This window comes from Agrococcus sp. Ld7 (genome assembly GCF_045064095.1).
Lineage (GTDB): Bacteria > Actinomycetota > Actinomycetes > Actinomycetales > Microbacteriaceae > Agrococcus.
Genome location: NZ_JBISGY010000023.1, coordinates 110,717 through 126,841 on the forward strand (window position 1 = coordinate 110,717; position 16,125 = coordinate 126,841).

Annotated in this window: 14 protein-coding genes; 10 read left to right on the top strand and 4 right to left on the bottom strand. The window is 70.8% G+C overall.

Annotation, left to right across the window (positions count from 1 at the left end):
- Positions 1 to 227: 227 nt before the first annotated feature.
- Positions 228 to 2,009 (top strand): DEAD/DEAH box helicase, encoded by a 1,782-nt coding sequence (locus ACJJVL_RS04015; protein WP_405217025.1) that lies wholly within the window; start codon positions 228 to 230, stop codon positions 2,007 to 2,009.
- A gap of 102 nt (positions 2,010 to 2,111) precedes the next feature.
- On the opposite strand, the gene ACJJVL_RS04020 is transcribed toward ACJJVL_RS04015, so the two are convergent.
- Both ACJJVL_RS04020 and ACJJVL_RS04025 read right to left on the bottom strand, forming a co-directional pair.
- Entirely contained in the window at positions 2,112 to 2,570 is a 459-nt protein-coding gene (locus ACJJVL_RS04020; RefSeq protein WP_405217026.1) for a hypothetical protein, read from the bottom strand.
- A gap of 218 nt (positions 2,571 to 2,788) precedes the next feature.
- Positions 2,789 to 3,460, bottom strand: a complete 672-nt coding sequence (locus ACJJVL_RS04025; RefSeq protein WP_405217027.1) for a hypothetical protein — start codon at positions 3,458 to 3,460, stop codon at positions 2,789 to 2,791.
- A 166-nt stretch (positions 3,461 to 3,626) separates the two neighbouring features.
- Between ACJJVL_RS04025 and ACJJVL_RS04030 the strand changes: the two genes are divergently transcribed.
- On the top strand, positions 3,627 to 4,403 hold the full coding sequence (locus ACJJVL_RS04030; RefSeq protein WP_405217028.1) for a hypothetical protein: 777 nt from the start codon (positions 3,627 to 3,629) through the stop codon (positions 4,401 to 4,403).
- A 32-nt stretch (positions 4,404 to 4,435) separates the two neighbouring features.
- Complete coding sequence (locus tag ACJJVL_RS04035; RefSeq protein ID WP_405217029.1) at positions 4,436 to 5,104, top strand: sortase domain-bontaining protein; 669 nt, start codon at positions 4,436 to 4,438, stop codon at positions 5,102 to 5,104.
- 25 nt (positions 5,105 to 5,129) lie between these two features.
- Here the strand turns inward: ACJJVL_RS04035 and ACJJVL_RS04040 are convergent, their stop codons facing one another.
- On the bottom strand, positions 5,130 to 5,870 hold the full coding sequence (locus ACJJVL_RS04040; RefSeq protein WP_405217030.1) for a hypothetical protein: 741 nt from the start codon (positions 5,868 to 5,870) through the stop codon (positions 5,130 to 5,132).
- A gap of 104 nt (positions 5,871 to 5,974) precedes the next feature.
- Between ACJJVL_RS04040 and ACJJVL_RS04045 the strand changes: the two genes are divergently transcribed.
- The 4 genes from ACJJVL_RS04045 (at position 5,975) to ACJJVL_RS04060 (ending at position 10,872) form a co-directional block, all read left to right on the top strand.
- Positions 5,975 to 7,480 (top strand): MmgE/PrpD family protein, encoded by a 1,506-nt coding sequence (locus ACJJVL_RS04045; RefSeq protein WP_405217031.1) that lies wholly within the window; start codon positions 5,975 to 5,977, stop codon positions 7,478 to 7,480.
- Positions 7,480 to 8,394 carry a methylisocitrate lyase gene (prpB, locus tag ACJJVL_RS04050; RefSeq protein WP_405217032.1) on the top strand — a complete coding sequence of 305 codons (915 nt, stop codon included), beginning with the start codon at positions 7,480 to 7,482 and terminating at the stop codon, positions 8,392 to 8,394. Before ACJJVL_RS04045 ends, prpB begins: the two co-directional genes overlap by 1 nt.
- Positions 8,391 to 9,473 carry an oxidoreductase gene (locus tag ACJJVL_RS04055; RefSeq protein ID WP_405217033.1) on the top strand — a complete coding sequence of 361 codons (1,083 nt, stop codon included), beginning with the start codon at positions 8,391 to 8,393 and terminating at the stop codon, positions 9,471 to 9,473. Before prpB ends, ACJJVL_RS04055 begins: the two co-directional genes overlap by 4 nt.
- A gap of 235 nt (positions 9,474 to 9,708) precedes the next feature.
- Positions 9,709 to 10,872, top strand: coding sequence for an acyl-CoA dehydrogenase family protein (locus tag ACJJVL_RS04060; RefSeq protein WP_405217034.1), 1,164 nt, complete (start codon positions 9,709 to 9,711; stop codon positions 10,870 to 10,872).
- Positions 10,873 to 10,938: 66 nt separating this feature from the next.
- Here the strand turns inward: ACJJVL_RS04060 and ACJJVL_RS04065 are convergent, their stop codons facing one another.
- On the bottom strand, positions 10,939 to 12,966 hold the full coding sequence (locus ACJJVL_RS04065) for a BCCT family transporter (RefSeq protein ID WP_405217035.1): 2,028 nt from the start codon (positions 12,964 to 12,966) through the stop codon (positions 10,939 to 10,941).
- A 237-nt stretch (positions 12,967 to 13,203) separates the two neighbouring features.
- On the opposite strand from ACJJVL_RS04065, the gene ACJJVL_RS04070 reads away from it, so the two are divergent.
- The 3 genes from ACJJVL_RS04070 to ACJJVL_RS04080 all read left to right on the top strand — a co-directional run bounded on the left by ACJJVL_RS04070 (position 13,204) and on the right by ACJJVL_RS04080 (position 16,058).
- Positions 13,204 to 14,364 carry a bifunctional 2-methylcitrate synthase/citrate synthase gene (locus ACJJVL_RS04070; protein WP_405217036.1) on the top strand — a complete coding sequence of 387 codons (1,161 nt, stop codon included), beginning with the start codon at positions 13,204 to 13,206 and terminating at the stop codon, positions 14,362 to 14,364.
- Complete coding sequence (locus ACJJVL_RS04075; protein ID WP_405217037.1) at positions 14,361 to 15,188, top strand: aldo/keto reductase; 828 nt, start codon at positions 14,361 to 14,363, stop codon at positions 15,186 to 15,188. Before ACJJVL_RS04070 ends, ACJJVL_RS04075 begins: the two co-directional genes overlap by 4 nt.
- A gap of 360 nt (positions 15,189 to 15,548) precedes the next feature.
- A complete protein-coding gene (locus tag ACJJVL_RS04080) occupies positions 15,549 to 16,058 on the top strand; it encodes a DUF2695 domain-containing protein (RefSeq protein WP_405217038.1) in 510 nt (169 codons plus the stop codon).
- Positions 16,059 to 16,125: the final 67 nt, after the last annotated feature.

A 16,125-nucleotide genomic window follows, 5' to 3' on the forward strand; every position in this document is an offset into this window, starting at 1 on the left:
ATGCGCGAGCACCGGGCCGGTCCGACGGCTCGCGCGCTTCCGCGGGACGTGCGCACGCCGCGCCGATCCGCCCGCAGCGTGCCGCGGCGCAACCCGCCCGCCGTAGCCCGCGGTCGACCCGCCCGGCGCAACCCGCCCGCCGTAGCCCGCGGCCGACCCGCCCGCCGGGTCCCGCGGCGCGACACGCGAGGTCGGTCGGCGTCAGTGCTCTCGCCTACCCTTGATCGGTGACCTCCCTGCCCCATACCCGTGCCGACGAGCACTTCGGTTCCTGGGCAGCCGATCACCTCTCGCCCACCTACCCGGAGCGTGCAGCGTGGGGCACCGCCCAGCCGCTGCGCGCCTGGCAGCAGGAGGCGCTCGAGCAGTACTTCCGCACCGAGCCGCGCGACTTCCTCGCCGCCGCGACGCCCGGCGCCGGCAAGACCACCTTCGCCCTCCGGCTCGCCTCCGAGCTGCTGCGCCGAGGGGCAGTCCACCGCATCACGGTCGTCGCCCCCACCGAGCACCTGAAGCAGCAGTGGGCGGATGCTGCCCACAAGGCGGGCATCCGCCTCGACCCCGACTTCTCGAACGGCGACGGCGACTACCCCAGGCAGTTCCACGGCGTCGTCGTCACCTACGCGCAGGTCGCGGCCCGCGCCGCCGTGCACGAGCGGATCACGCGCTCGGCGCCCAGCCTCGTGATCCTCGACGAGGTGCACCACGCCGGCGACGCGCTCAGCTGGGGAGAGGCCGTGCTCGAGGCCTTCGGTCCGGCCACCCGCCGCCTCTCGCTCACGGGCACCCCGTTCCGCAGCGACACCGCGCCCATCCCGTTCGTCGAGTACGTGCGCGACGAGCGCGGCATCCGCACCTCGCGCACCGACTACGCCTACGGCTACGACGCGGCGCTGCGCGACTCGGTCGTGCGCCCCGTGCTGTTCATGGCCTACGCCGGCACCATGCAGTGGCGCACGTCGATGGGCGACGAGATGAAGGCCACGCTCGGGCACGGCGACACCAAGGACATCACGAACGGCGCATGGCGCACCGCGCTCGACCCGGGCGGCGAGTGGATCCAGCAGGTGCTGCGCTCGGCCGACGTGCGGCTGACGCATGTGCGGCACACGGTGCCGGATGCCGGTGGCCTCGTGATCGCGACCGACCAGGCCCAGGCGAGGCAGTACGCGTCGTTGCTGCACTCCATCACCGGCCAGGAGCCGACCGTCGTGCTCTCCGACGACGCGGGTGCCTCCGATCGCATCGGCGCCTTCGCCCAGGGTCAGCAGCGCTGGATGGTGGCGGTGCGGATGGTCTCTGAGGGCGTCGACGTGCCGCGGCTCGCGGTGGGCGTCTATGCCACCAACTCGTCGACGCCGCTGTTCTTCGCGCAGGTGGTCGGGCGCTTCGTGCGCTCGCGCAAGCGCGGCGAGGTGGCGACGATGTTCCTGCCCTCCGTGCCGCCGCTGCTGGCGCTCGCGGCAGAGCTCGAGCGGCAGCGCGACCACGCGCTCGACCGCGAGCAGGATGACGACCAGCTGCTCGACGACGACCTGATGGCGGCGGCCGAGCAAGGCGATCGCGAGGACCGCGAGGCGGCGCCATTCACCTGGGAGCCGCTCGAGTCGAGTGCCACGTTCGACCGCGTGCTGTTCGGCGACGCCGAGTTTGGTCAGCTGGTGGAGCCCGCGAGCGAGGAGGAGCTCGACTTCATCGGCATCCCGGGCCTGCTCGACGCCGAGGAGGTCTCCGACCTGCTGAAGCGCCGGCACGCCAGGCAGGCCGCGCGCATCCGCGATCGGCCGCCGAACCAGGAGGCGCCCGAGCCGCTCTACCGCAACATGCGCGAGGAGCGGCAGCTGCTCAATTCGCTCGTCGCGATCGTCGCGAAGCGGCGAGGCGAGGCCCACGCCCTCGTGCACGCGGAGTCGCGCCGCATCTGCGGCGGCCCGCCGGTCGCCCAGGCGTCGCTGCAGCAGCTGCGCGACCGCATCCACTACCTGCGCCGCGTGGTCGACCGGCGCTGAGCCGCGCCGCCGCCGAGCGGCCGCCGGCGCTGACCCGCGCAGCCGCCGAGCGGCCGCCCGGCCCTCAGACGCGCCGCCGCGGCACGAGCGCCGCCAGCGCAGCTAGCGACGCTCGTTGATGTTCACGACCACCCAGTCGCCCGGATCCGCATCGGTGTGCGCGAGAGCCATTGCCTCGTACCCGGTCGCTGTGGCGGCGGCATCGATCTCGTTGAAGTGCAGCCACTCCGCGGCGTACAGCCCGATGTCGCGGTCCTCTTCGAGGACCTGCCACTCCTCGAAGCCGTCGCCGCCATCGGGGTGGTCCTCGTCAGAGACGTAGCCGTTCGCGGCCACGTATGCGGTGAGCGCCGCAGTCACAGACCCCGCGGGATCGTCCTCGACCACCGCGAACGACACGCGCCGCGAGCCGGCCTCCCCATTGCCGGGAGCGACGAAGGTCACGGTGCACTCCACGTCGAGACCGCTCAGAGCGGCAGGCGGCTCGAACGCGGCGAACGGGGCGCCGACGGATGCCGGATCCGGGGCTACGCCACCCATGGAATCGATGTATGCCGTCACGAGCGCATCGCCGCAGCTGTCGGCGGCTGCGGTGGAGGAGGGCGGTGCAGTCGGTGGCCACGGCAGGCAACCGGTCAAGCTCAGCGCAATCGCTGCACCGAAGGCTGCGGAGAGGACGCGGGATGTGCGCATGAGCTCGCTCCTGCCGGGTCGAGGATCGTGCGCTCAGTATGGTGAGCGCTCGAATCGCGCACCAGGGGCCAATTCAACTGCAGCGACTAGTCGTGCTCGACCCAGCAGCCCAGCACCGCGGTCGCGATCGCGTAGGAGGCCTCGCTGCGTGTCATCTCGCCCGCGAAGCCCTCCGGCAGCGCGGTCGCGTCGACGACGAGCGTCTTGCCGTCGCGAAGGAACGCGACCCGGCCCTCGTCATCCGAGAACGACGGCAGCCCGAGCCCGAGCAGGCCCTCGATGTCGTCAGCCTGCAGGCTGCGCTGCAGCTCGTCGTAGTGCTCTTCGCCGGCCGCGGCGTCGGTCGTGTCGTGCACGGTGAGCACGAGCGGTGCCCCGTCGATGTCGTACGTGCAGGTGAACTGCGGCGCATCCCAGCTCGACGTCGGCGTGACCTCGTCATCGAGCCGGAAGGTCGAGGCGACTGCGGTCGCCACCTGGCCGTCGCAGATCATGCGGGCCGCTTCCGACGGCTCGGCGTCGCTCGCCGCGTGCGCTCCGTGCTCCGCACCCTCCATCACGGTGCCGTCCGGCATCGTGTGGGTCGCCTCGGCGTCGCCGTGCGCACCGTGCTCGGCGCCGTCCATCACGGTGCCGTCGGGCATCGTGTGGGAGGGCGCGGGGCTCGGGGCCTCCGCCGGCGCGGCCGTCGTGGCTGCGCAGCCTGTCATGAGCATCGCTGCGATGGCGATGGTGCCGAGCCACGTCGTGCGGGCCATGGGAATCATCCGTTCTGTTGCGATCAGAGGGGATTCGTTGCCCTCCCTCGAACGGTTTGCGAAGAAACCCTGAACTCGTCCAATCCGCCCGGGGCGGGGCGCCGAAGACCATCACAGAAGGGCACAAACTCTTGGGCCCGAGATTGTTTCGGAAGAGGTTCCTCCCATGAAGAAGAAGTCAATCCTGTTCGCCGCCCCAGTGCTGGGTCTCGGCCTCGTGACGATGGGTGCCATGCCCGCGATGGCCGCGGATGCTGCCGGCTCCTACTCGACGACGCTGAACGAGATCAACAACAGCGGCGCATCTGGCGAGGTGTGGATCGATGTCGAAGGCGACATGGCCACCGTCACCGTCAACGCGTCGGGCCTGGCAGCCGAGTTCGATGGCGCCGCCTACCCGCACGTGCAGCACATCCACATCGGCGCGGAGGGCACCTGCCCGTCCATGAGCGCCGATGAGAATGGCGACGGCATCATCAGCACCACCGAGGGTGGACCGTCCTACGGCGAGATCGGCCAGACCCTCTCGGTCGGCGACGCCGACAAGACCCCGGCCGGCGCGCTCGACCTGGCTGCGGCTCCCGGCGGTGACACCATCACCTACAAGGAGACGTTCCAGCTGAGCCAGGCCACGATGGACTCGCTGTCCGGTGGCACCGCAGTCGTCGTCGTGCACGGTCTCGACCCGGCCAACCAGCCCGAGGGCGCGACCGAGCCGAGCGACCTGGTTCCCGAGCTGCCGCTTGCGGCAACCTCGCCCGCGCTCTGCGGTGCGCTCGCCATGGCTCCGGCCGGTGGCGTTGACACCGGCGTCGTGACGGCTGCTGGTTTCGGTGCGACCGAGTCGCAGATGGGTGCTGTCGCGCTCGGTGGCAGCCTCCTCGCTGCCCTCGCAGCCGCCGGCTACTTCATCGGCCGTCGCCGCACCGCCAGCGACAGCTGAACTGCTGATCAGCTGAGCAACGGATCGCATCGATGATGCATCACGGAATGGGCCGTCGTCTCCGCCTCACGGCGGGGGCGGCGGCCCTCCTGTTCACTCTCACCGCCTGCGGCGCCGCGAACGACGCGGAGTCGATGGCGGCCACCGCACCCCCGACGTCGTCCCCGTCGGCCGAGCCGACCGCATCCGCGACGCCCGAGACCGCAACTGCTGCGCCGACCACGCCGGCACCCCTCGCGATGGAGGCATCGACGCCCGTGAGCGTCAGCATCCCGGCACTCGATCGCACCGCCGACCTCATCGAGACCGGCATCCGCGACGACCGCACGCTCGAGGTGCCGCCCGACGAGGAGGGCTCGCCCGCCAGCTGGTACACCGGCTCACCGACGCCCGGCGAGATCGGCGCCAGCGTGCTGCTCGGCCACGTGAACTCGCTCTCCGACGAGAGCGGCGTCTTCTACGACCTGCAGTCGCTCGTCGAGGGCGATGAGGTCATCGTGGCGCGCGAGGACGGCTCCACGGCTCGCTTCGAGATCTATCGGGTCGAGTCGTTCGCGAAGAACGCGTTCCCGACCCGTGCCGTCTACTACCCGGTGCCGGAGGCGGAGCTGCGCCTGATCACCTGCGACAACCTCGACGGCACGAACCCGAGCTTCCCGAACAACCTGGTCGTCTTCGCGAAGCTCGTCGAAGCCGCCTGATCGCCGCCGGTGGCTCGGCCGACGGCTACAGCAGTGTGAAGTCGGCGAACCAGACGTAGATCGCGTCCTGCGGTGCGCCGGTGGTGGCAGCGATCTCCTGCGCACCGCCGATCGTGGGGGAGTCGCCGTCCAGGGGCGCCCAGAAGATCTTGCTGGTCGTCGTGCCATCGGGGTTCAGCGGCGCGAAGCGCTCACCGTAGCTGTCGGGGCCGTCTCCCGGTGACGCCGGATAGCCGTTCGCCTCCGACCAGGCCTCCAACTGGGCGAACGCGGACTCCTCTCGCTCCAGCAGCGCCGCGCTGACCGTCCCGATGGCCTCCTGCACGCCATCCGCGGGCGCGATGTAGGTCACGGTGCAGTGCACGTCGAGGCCCGCGATCGCGCCCTCCGGCTCGAAGCCGGCACGAGCCCCGGCCCGCTCCAGCACCTCGGCATCCGTGCCCACCCACGACACGGGCGCAGTGCTGAACGAGCGCAGCACGTAGGCATCGCCGCAGTACGGTGCGGCCCCGGATCCCGGCGCCGCAGCACTCGGGCCCGTCGGCGCGGGAGGCGTCGCCACGGCACCGCCCTCGGGGGAGGCCGTCGGCGCGGGGCTGGCCGTCGGAGCAGGTGTCTCGCTGGCCGTGGGCGTCGGCGCATCGCCCGGCGCATCGCCCGGCGCATCGCTCGGTGCGCCGGGCGCCTCCGGCGCGCCGGACGGTGCGGCGCACCCGGTCAGCAGTGCGACGGTCGTGAGGGCGACGAGCCCGAGCTTGCAGCGCATGCGCCCATCCTGCCCAGCCGCGCCCCGCGGCGGCTGGGCATCCGGTCACGAACGGATAACGTTGCGGCAGGGAGCGTTGAGGCTCGCCGGATAGGCTCTGCGGCATGCAGCACCACGATGTGAGAGCCCACAAGTCCGCCGAGAATCTGCCCCGTGAGGAGCAGCTGGCGTGGAAGATCGCGCAGGTCGCCGTCGACCCGGTGGAGGTCGAGGCCGACGTGGCCGAGATGATCGGCAACCGCATCATCGACAACGCCGCCGTCGCCATCGCGAGCCTCAACCGCGCGCCCGTAGTCTCGGCGCGGGAGCAGGCGCAGCGGCATCCCTTCAAGCCGGGCGCCGCGATCTTCGGGGTCGAAGAGCGAGTGAGCCCGGAGTGGGCCGCCTGGGCGAACGGCGTCGCGGTGCGCGAGCTCGATTACCACGACACCTTCCTGGCCGCCGACTACTCGCACCCGGCCGACAACATCCCGCCGATCCTCGCCGTTGCGCAGCACGTCGGCTGCGACGGGCGCGCGCTCGTGCGCGGCCTCGCGACCGGCTACGAGATCCAGGTCGACCTCGTGCGCGCCATCTCGCTCCACAAGCACAAGATCGACCACGTCGCGCACCTCGGCCCGTCGGCCGCCGCCGGTATCGGCACCATGCTCGGCCTCGACGACGAGACGATCTTCCAGGCCGTCGGCCAGGCCCTCCACACCACGACCGCCACTCGCCAGTCGCGCAAGGGCGAGATCTCCACCTGGAAGGCGCACGCACCGGCCTTCGCGGGGAAGATGGCCGTCGAGTCGGTCGACCGCGCGATGCGCGGGCAGACGAGCCCCGTGCCGATCTACGAGGGCGAGGACGGCGTGATCGCCTGGCTGCTCGACGGCTGGGAGGCCGCCTACTCGGTGCCGCTGCCGGGTCCCGGCGAGCCCAAGCGCGGCATCCTCGACACGTACACGAAGGAGCACTCGGCCGAGTACCAGGCGCAGGCCTGGATCGACCTGGCCCGCAAGCTCGGTGCCGAGCGTCCGGAGCTGCGGGACCCGGAGCGCGTCGAGTCGATCGTGCTGCACACGAGCCACCACACGCACTACGTGATCGGATCGGGCGCGAACGATCCGCAGAAGTACGACCCCACCGCATCGCGCGAGACGCTCGACCACTCGATCCCGTACATCGTCGCGGTCGCGCTGCAGGACGGCGGCTGGCACCACGTCGACTCCTACGCGCCGGGCCGCGCAGCGCGACCCGACACGATCGAGCTGTGGAACCGCATCTCGACGGTCGAGGAGCCGATCTGGACGGAGCGCTACCACGACCCGGACCCGGACAAGAAGGCGTTCGGCGGCCGCATCGTCATCACGCTCACCGACGGCGAGACCATCGAGGACGAGATCTTCGTGGCGGATGCGCACCCGGCGGGCGCGCGCCCGTTCGGCCGTGCGGAGTACGTGCAGAAGCTGCGCACGCTCGCGCAGGGCATCGTCGAGGACGCCGAGATCGATCGCTTCCTCGCGCTCGTCGAGCGCCTGCCGGAGCTGACGGTCGACGAGGTGCGGCAGCTGAACGTGCTCGCACCCGCCGGCACGGTCGACACCGGCACCACGAACGGCATCTTCTAGTGCTCTCGAGCCGCGTCACGCCGAACGAGAAGCGGAAGACGCTGCGGGCGGGCCTCGCCTCCGGCACCATTCAGCGCTTCCCGGGCGCCTTCACGCCGCTCACCGCGCCGCTCATCCAGCAGCTCGGCTTCGAGGGCGCCTACATCTCCGGCGCCGTGATGGCTGCCGAGCTCGGCCTGCCCGACATCGGGCTCACGACGCTGTCGGAGGTCGCGGAGCGCGGCCGGCAGATCTCGCGCATGACGGATCTGCCAACGCTGATCGACGCCGACACCGGCTTCGGCGAAGCGATGAACGTCGCGCGCGCCGTGCACGAGCTCGAGGACGCCGGAGTGGCTGGCCTCCACCTGGAGGACCAGGTCAACCCGAAGCGGTGCGGCCATCTGGATGGCAAGGAGGTCGTCTCCACCGAGCTCGCAGCGCAGCGCATCGCTGCCGCGGTGCAGGCCCGGCGCGACCCGGACCTGCTGATCATGGCCCGCACCGACATCCGCGGCGTGCAGGGCCTTGGCGCCGCCATCGACCGCGCAAAGGCGCTCGAGGCCGCCGGCGCCGATGCGATCTTCCCGGAGGCGATGGCGGATCTGTCGGAGTTCGAGGCGATCCGCGCCGCCGTCGACGTGCCGATCCTCGCCAACATGACCGAGTTCGGCAAGAGCGCGCTGTTCACGCACCAGCAGCTGCAGGATGTGGGCGTCAACATCGCGATCCACCCGGTGTCGCTGCTGCGCATCGCCATGGGGGCGATCGAGCGTGAGCTGTCGCTGCTGGCTGAGACCGGCACGCTCGACGGCTCGGTGGAGCGGATGCAGACGCGTGCGCGGCTCTACGAGCTGAACGACTACGCCGCCTACAACAGCTTCGACGAGGGCGTGTTCAACTTCGAGGTGCCTGGGGGCTCGACCACCGCATGAGTCAGCTCTTCTCGCCGGTTGCGATCGGCCCGGTCCGCGCGCGCAATCGCGCCTGGGTCTCGCCCCTGTGCCAGTACTCCTGCGAGGAGCAGGACGGCATGCCGAACCAGTGGCATCACGAGCACCTCGCCTCGTTCGCGCGCGGGGGAGCGGGGCTCGTGATGACCGAGGCCGCCTCCGTCGTGCCCGAGGGCCGCATCTCGCCGCAGGATGCGGGCATCTGGAGCGACGCGCAGGCCGACGCCTGGGCGCCCATCGCCGCGCGCATCCGCGCCCACGGCGCCGTGCCCGCCATCCAGCTCGCCCACGCGGGCCGCAAGGCCTCCACCTACCGCCAGTGGTCGGGCTCCGGTTCGGTGCCGACGGATGCGGGCGGCTGGCAGACCGTGGGTCCGACGACGCAGCCCTTCGGCTCGTTCGCGGCGCCCCGGGCGATGACGGCCGAGGAGGTCGCGGCGGTGCCGGAGCAGTTCGCCGCGGCCGCCCGCCGCGCCGTGACCGCGGGCTTCGATGCCGTCGAGGTGCACGCGGCCCACGGCTACCTGCTGCACCAGTTCCTGTCGCCCTTGTCGAACACGCGCGACGACGAGTGGGGCACGGATGCCGACGGCCTGCGCGTTGCACTGCTGCGCCGGGTCGTCGAGGCCGTGCGCGCGGCGGCACCGGATGCGGCCGTCATGGTGCGCCTGAGCGCGAGCGACTGGGTGCCCGGCGGCATCGACACCGCGATGACGATCGAGCACGTGCGCGCGGCGCTCGAAGCGGGCGCCGACTGGTTCGACCTGTCCTCCGGGGGCCTCGATGCACGGCAACAGATCACGCCGGAGCCGGCCTACCAGGTGCCCTTCGCGCGCGACGTGAAGGCGGCGACCGATGCGAAGGTGAACGCGGTCGGCCTGATCGACTCACCGGAGCTCGCCGAGCAGGTGCTCGCAGACGGCGATGCCGACGCGGTGATGCTCGGCCGACCCTGGCTGCGCAACCCGCACTGGGCGCTCCTGGCCGAGGCCGAGCTCGACGGCCAGCCCGACGCCTCCGTCTGGCCGCCGCAGTACGTCAGGGCCCGCCCGAGCCGCTGATCGGCTCGGAGGATTCCTGCCGCTCAGCCCATACAGCTGGACTATCCACCCGTGTGACCGCTGCCGCACGGATCTTCCGGCCACACCGACGTGGTGAATCTCGCTCGATGATTCGGAGCGGTGTGGCACCATGCGGCATGCTTGATCCAGCGCCCAGCGTGGAGTGCCGCCCAACGAGACCCGTTCGGCCCCGCTCCGCGCACCACCGGCGCTTCCACGAATAACGGGAGACGTGATGACGATGGAACTGGACACCTACGCGCTCAGCGATGACGAGCTCGCGCTGGCCGAGGCGGTGCGCGACTTCGCGGATCGCGTCGTCGCGCCGGTCTCGTACGAGGCCGACCGCACCAAGACGCTGCCGATGGATGTCGTCGCACAGATGGGCGAGATGGGCCTGTTCGGGATCCCGTTCCCGGAGGAGCACGGCGGCCAGGGCGGCGACTACTTCGCGCTCTGCCTCGCGATCGAGGCGCTCGCGCGCGTCGACCAGTCCATCGCCATCACCCTCGAAGCAGGCGTGAGCCTCGGCGCCATGCCGATCTTCCGCTTCGGCACCGACGAGCAGAAGGCAGAGCTGCTGCCGTCGCTGCTCGCGGGCGAGGCGCTCGCGGGCTTCGGGCTCACCGAGCCCGAGGCCGGCTCGGACGCCGGCGCCACGCGCACCACCGCGCGGCTCGAGGGCGACGAGTGGGTCATCAACGGCTCGAAGCAGTTCATCACGAACTCCGGCACGTCGATCACGAAGTTCGTCACGGTCACCGCCGTGACGGGCGAGAAGGATGGCCACAAGGAGATCTCCACCATCCTGGTGCCCAATGGCACGCCCGGCTTCACGGTGGAGGCCCCCTACGACAAGGTCGGCTGGAACGCCTCCGACACGCATCCGCTCACCTTCTCCGACGTGCGCGTGCCGGCGTCGAACCTGGTCGGCGAGCGCGGCCGGGGCTTCGGCAACTTCCTGCACATCCTCGATGAGGGCCGCATCGCGATCGCGGCGCTCGCGGCCGGCGCGGCCGAGGGATGCCTCGAGGCGGCCGTCGACTACGCGAAGCAGCGCACGGTGTTCGGCGAGCCGCTCGCGACCCGTCAGGCCATCCAGTTCCTGCTGGCGCGCATGCAGCTGCGCGTGCACAACGCGCGACTCGCATGGCACCACGCCGCGCGCCTGCGCGACGCTGGCAAGCCGTTCAAGACCGAGTCGGCAATCGCCAAGCTCACGGCGAGCGATGCGGCGATGGACAACGCGCGCGACGCCACCCAGATCTTCGGCGGCAACGGCTTCATGAACGAGTACCCGGTGGCTCGCCACTACCGCGACTCGAAGATCCTCGAGATCGGCGAGGGCACGAACGAGGTGCAGCTCTTGGTCATCGCGCGCTCGCTCGGCATCGCCTGAGCGCTCGGGACAGGCTGATCCACGCGAAGCGCCCCGCCGATCGGCGGGGCGCTTCGCGGTTGCGCGTCAGTCCCTGGAGTGCTCGGGATCCGTGGGCTCGCCGGCGGCCGAGGGCTGCCCCTCGGGGTGCAGCCGCGCCTCGCGCTCGCGCGCCCGCCGCTCCCAGCGCGCCTCGCCGACCGTGAGCGCGTTGTCGCCGGAGGCGGTGTGGTCGGGGCGGTCGGGCCCCTTGCGCTGGATGCGGCCGGGCTCGAGGTTGCGCAGCACATCCGCGGAGCTGATCGATCCCGTCGAGGCATCCGTGTACCACTCGGAGAGCGACGGATCCTTCGTGTCGAGCCACGCGCCCGCCCCGTCGTCGGCCACCACCTGGCTGGAGCCGAAGACGAAGTCGTCGCCGTGCTCCTCGATGCCGAGCCGCACGCCCTGCGCGATCGCCGCCTTCGCATACTTGCGGCGCAGCATGAACGGGTCGGTGCGCAGCTCCTTCGCCCAGGCGACCATGATCCCCATCACGACGAACGCGAACGGCAGCGCCGTCACGACCATGAGCGACTGCAGTCCGCTGAGCGCCGTCTCGCCGCCCGCGACCAGCAGCGTCGCTGCGGTCGCGCCCAGCAGCAGGCCCCAGGTGATCGTGACCCAGATGGTCGGCTCGGGCTTGCCGCCCTGGCTCATCGACGCCATCACGATCGATGCGGAGTCTGCGGAGGTGACGAAGAAGATGGTGATCGAGACCAGGGCCAGCACCGACGTGATGACGCCCAGCGGCAGGTTGCCGAGCACCGCGAACAGCATCGCCTCCGACGATCCCGCCTCGCTGATGCCGAGGCCCTCCATCTCCATCGACATCGAGGTGCCGCCGACGATCGTGAACCAGACGAGGCAGATGATCGATGGCACGACGATGACGACCGTGACGAACTCGCGGAGCGTGCGACCTCGCGAGATCTTGGCGATGAACATGCCGACGAACGGTGTCCACGACACCCACCAGGCCCAGTAGTAGGTGGTCCAGGTCGAGAGGAACTCCTGCACGTCGGCGCCCTGCGAGCCGCTGCGCATCAGCATGGTGCCCAGCTCCTCGAAGAACGACACGAGCGTGGAGGGCAGCAGGTTCAGCAGCAGCAGGGTGGGGCCGGTGACGAGCACGAACAGCCCCACCGCGCCCGCGATCACCATGTTGATGTTCGACAGCGCGCGGATGCCGCGCTTGATGCCGGAGACGGCGGAGACGACGAACAGCGCGGTGAGCACGGCGATGGTGCCGATGATGAAGGCGTTGCCGACCTCTCCGACTCCCGTGACGATCTCGAAGCCGCGGCTGATCTGCAGGGCGCCGATGCCGAGCGAGATGGAGGTGCCGCCGAGGGTCACGATGATCGCGAAGACGTCGATGATCGATCCGAGCCAGCCCTCCGTCCTCTGGCCGAAGATGGGGGTGAAGATCGCTGAGATGAGCGGGGAGCGTCCGCGACGATAGGCCGCGTAGGCGATCGCGCCGCCGACGAGCGCGTAGTACGCCCACGCCATCGGGCCCCAGTGCAGGACGGTCTGCGCGAGCGCGGCGTTCATCGCGTCGACGGTGCCGTTCTCGACGTCGAAGCCGTGCGGCAGATCCATGAAGTAGGTGAGCGGCTCCAGCGGACCGTAGAAGAGCAGGCCGATGCCGAGGCCGGCGGAGAAGAGCATCGCGACCCAGGAGACGGTGGAGAACTCAGGCCGCTCGTCATCCATGCCGAGCCGCACGCCGCCGGTGCGGCCATAGCCGATGAAGAGCATGAAGACCGTGACGGCGATCGTCAGCGCGCCGAACATCCAGCCGAAGTTCACCGAGACCCAGCTGAGCGACGCGGAGCCGATCGTCTGGATGCTCTCGGGCGCGACGATGCCCCAGACGATGACTGCAGCCACGAACGCGCCCGCGATCGCGAAGACCGCCCAGTTGGTCGCGAAGGCGCGGCCGGTGCGCTCCACGCCGATCCCGGGGATGAGCGCAGGGTGCACGAGCCCGGGCGTGGTGAGCTCGCGCACCACCTGCTTGACCGGTGTCCGGTTCGTGCGCAGGGGCGTCTCTGGCGTGTTCTCGGACATGGGGGTGTCTCGTCTCGTCTCGTCTTCGAAGCGTCGGTACACGGCCCTTCCGGGCGTCGTGACGCTATCGTGCTGCGCGCCGATCCAGGCCCTGCGGGTGCGTATCGTTGCGCCATCGTGACCAGCCCCGCCCGAGCCAGAGCGCGCTGCGCTCGTTCGCCGGGCGAACGAGATCGTGCAGGTGGGTGCCCTAGAGTCGACGGTGCATCCCCGCCCATCCGTCCACCGAGGAGCACCATGGCTGAGCCCGATATCAAGAAGGGTCTCGCTGGTGTCTACGCCGACACCACCGAGATCTCCAAGGTCAATCCCGAGACCAACTCGCTGCTCTACCGCGGATACCCCGTGCAGGAGCTCGCGGCCACGCAGCCGTTCGAGGCGGTCGCCTACCTGCTCTGGCACGGCGACCTGCCGACCGACGAGCAGCTCGCCGAGTTCCGCGCGAAGGAGCGCGAGCTGCGCGCCCTGCCCGAGAACGTGCGGACCGTGATGGATGCGCTGCCGGACTCCGCGCATCCGATGGATGTCGTGCGCACTGCCGTCTCGATCGTCGGCGCCAACGACCCGAACGCCGACGATGACTCCGACGACCTCGAGAAGGCGTTCCGGCTCTTCTCCGTGCTGCCGGCGATCGTCAGCTACGAGCAGCGCAAACGAGGCGGCAAGGAGCTCGTCGAGCCGCGCGACGATCTCGACTACGCGGCGAACTTCCTCTGGATGTCGTTCGGCGAGGAGGCCGACCCGGTCGTCGTCGACGCCTTCAACCAGTCGATGGTGCTCTACGCCGAGCACTCCTTCAACGCCTCCACCTTCACCGCCCGCGTCGTCACCTCGACGCTCGCCGACCTCTACTCGGCCGTCACCGCGGCCATCGGTGCGCTCAAGGGCCACCTGCACGGCGGCGCGAACGAGGCCGTCATGGACGTCTTCCGCGAGGTCGGCACGGCTGACAAGGCGGATGCGTGGATCGAGACCGCGCTCGCCGAGAAGCGCAAGATCATGGGCTTCGGGCACCGTGTGTACAAGAACGGCGACTCGCGAGTGCCGACCATGCGCGCGGCGCTCGAGCGGCTCGTCGAGCACGCCGACGCGCAGGACGTGCTCGACATCTACAACGCGCTCGAGCAGGCGATGGCCGACCGCAAGCCCATCAAGCCCAACCTCGACTTCCCCTCCGGTCCCGCCTACGCGCTCATCGGCTTCGATGTGCCGATCTTCACGCCGCTGTTCGTCGCGGCGCGCGTGACCGGCTGGACCGCGCACATCATCGAGCAGCGCGCGAACAACGCGCTCATCCGGCCGCTCTCGGCCTACAACGGGCCGGACGAGCGCCACGTCGAGGGCGTGGACGCATCCGACCTGCCAGCAGACACGTCGACCATCGAGGAGACCGCATGACCATTCCCCAGCTCGCACTGCACGACGGCCACAGCATCCCGCAGCTCGGCTTCGGCGTCTTCAAGGTCGACCCGGATGAGACCGAGCGCATCGTCTCGGAGGCGCTCGAGGCCGGCTACCGCCACATCGACACCGCGACGATCTACGGCAACGAGGAGGGGGTCGGCCGCGCGATCGCGGCCAGCGGCATCGCCCGCGACGAGCTCTTCATCACGACGAAGCTCTGGAACGACCGCCGCGGCGTCGCCGACACCCGCGCCGCGATGGGGGAGAGCCTCGAACGGCTGGGCCTCGACCGCGTCGACCTGTACCTGATCCACTGGCCGACGCCGGCGAACGGCAGCCCCGTCGAGACCTGGACGACGATGGCCGACATGCGCTCGGAGGGCCTGACGACGTCGATCGGCGTCTCGAACTTCGACGAGCGCTTCCTGCCGGAGATCGTCGAGACCGGCATCGTGCCGGTCGTGAACCAGATCGAGCTGCACCCGCAGTTCCAGCAGCGCGCGGCGACGGCGCTCTCGGCGCAGCACGGGATCGCCATCGAGGCGTGGGGTCCGCTGGGCCAGGGCAAGGTCGACTACTCGACCGGCGTGATCGGCGAGATCGCCGAGCGCCTCGATGTCTCGTGGGCGCAGGTCGTCCTCGCGTGGCACCTCGCGTCGGGCCGCATCGTCTTCCCGAAGTCGAGCAGCCGCGAGCGCATGGCCGAGAACCTCGCGGCCGCCGACGTGCGTCTGAGCGACGCGGATGTCGCCGCGATCGACGCGCTCGACCAGGGTGCGGCCGGCCGCATCTCGGCCGACCCCGCAGAGGTCAGCTAGCCAGGCTCGCAGCGCGGCTTTCGCGGACCCCTCCGCCATTCGGGACCCGATACATCGGGTCCCGTTCGGCCGAAGGGGTCCGCTTTGCCCCGTAGCCCGATGCACGAGCCGGATGCCGCCCCCACCCGCAGGTCGAGGAGCGGCGCGCGGAGCGCGCCGCGTCACGAGACCGGTGCCCCCCGCCCCGTAGGTCGAGGAGCGTCGCGCGGAGCGCGGCGCGTCACGAGACCGGTGCCCGCCCCGCAGGTCGAGGAGCGTCGCGGAGCGCGGCGCGTCACGAGACCGGATCCCCGCCCCGTTGTCCACAGGCGCGCTCCCGCGCGCAACACGCTGCCGCACCGCTGTGGCACCGTGCCCGGCATGGAAGCACCCATCACCGAGGAGGCCGAGGCCTTCGTGCGCTCCCTGCTCGACGACTGGCTCGCGCCGTATCCCCGAGAGTGCCTCGCCTGCTACCTCGACCGGGCCGTCGAGACGTTCGGCTGCGGAGGCGATCTGCGCCTCGCACAGCGCTACCGCGATCGGATGGCGCCTCGTGCGACCGCCCTCGAGCGGCGCCTGGAGGCAGACGGCGGATTCTGCGACTGCGAGGTGCTCATGAATGCGGTGGAGCCGGCTCGCCGCCTGTGGGAATCGCCTCCCAGAGCGCTCCCGGTCGCGCTGCCGACACCGGATGCCGACGGGTCCGACGACGACTCGCTCGACGACGAGCCCGACTGGTACGACGACCGCTACGACGAGGCGCCCGAGCTCGAGCCGCCGCTGGCCATGCCGCCCTGCACCGGCGTGCGCCGCGGGTCCACGCAGCCGTGCGGGAACTGGGCGGTGCGGTGGCGCCCGAGCCGCCGCTTCCGTCGGGGCTGGATCTGATGGGCGGCACGGCCAGCCCGCGGGCACCGCCGCGGGCACCGACGCTGTCGCATCATGACGGGGCCGA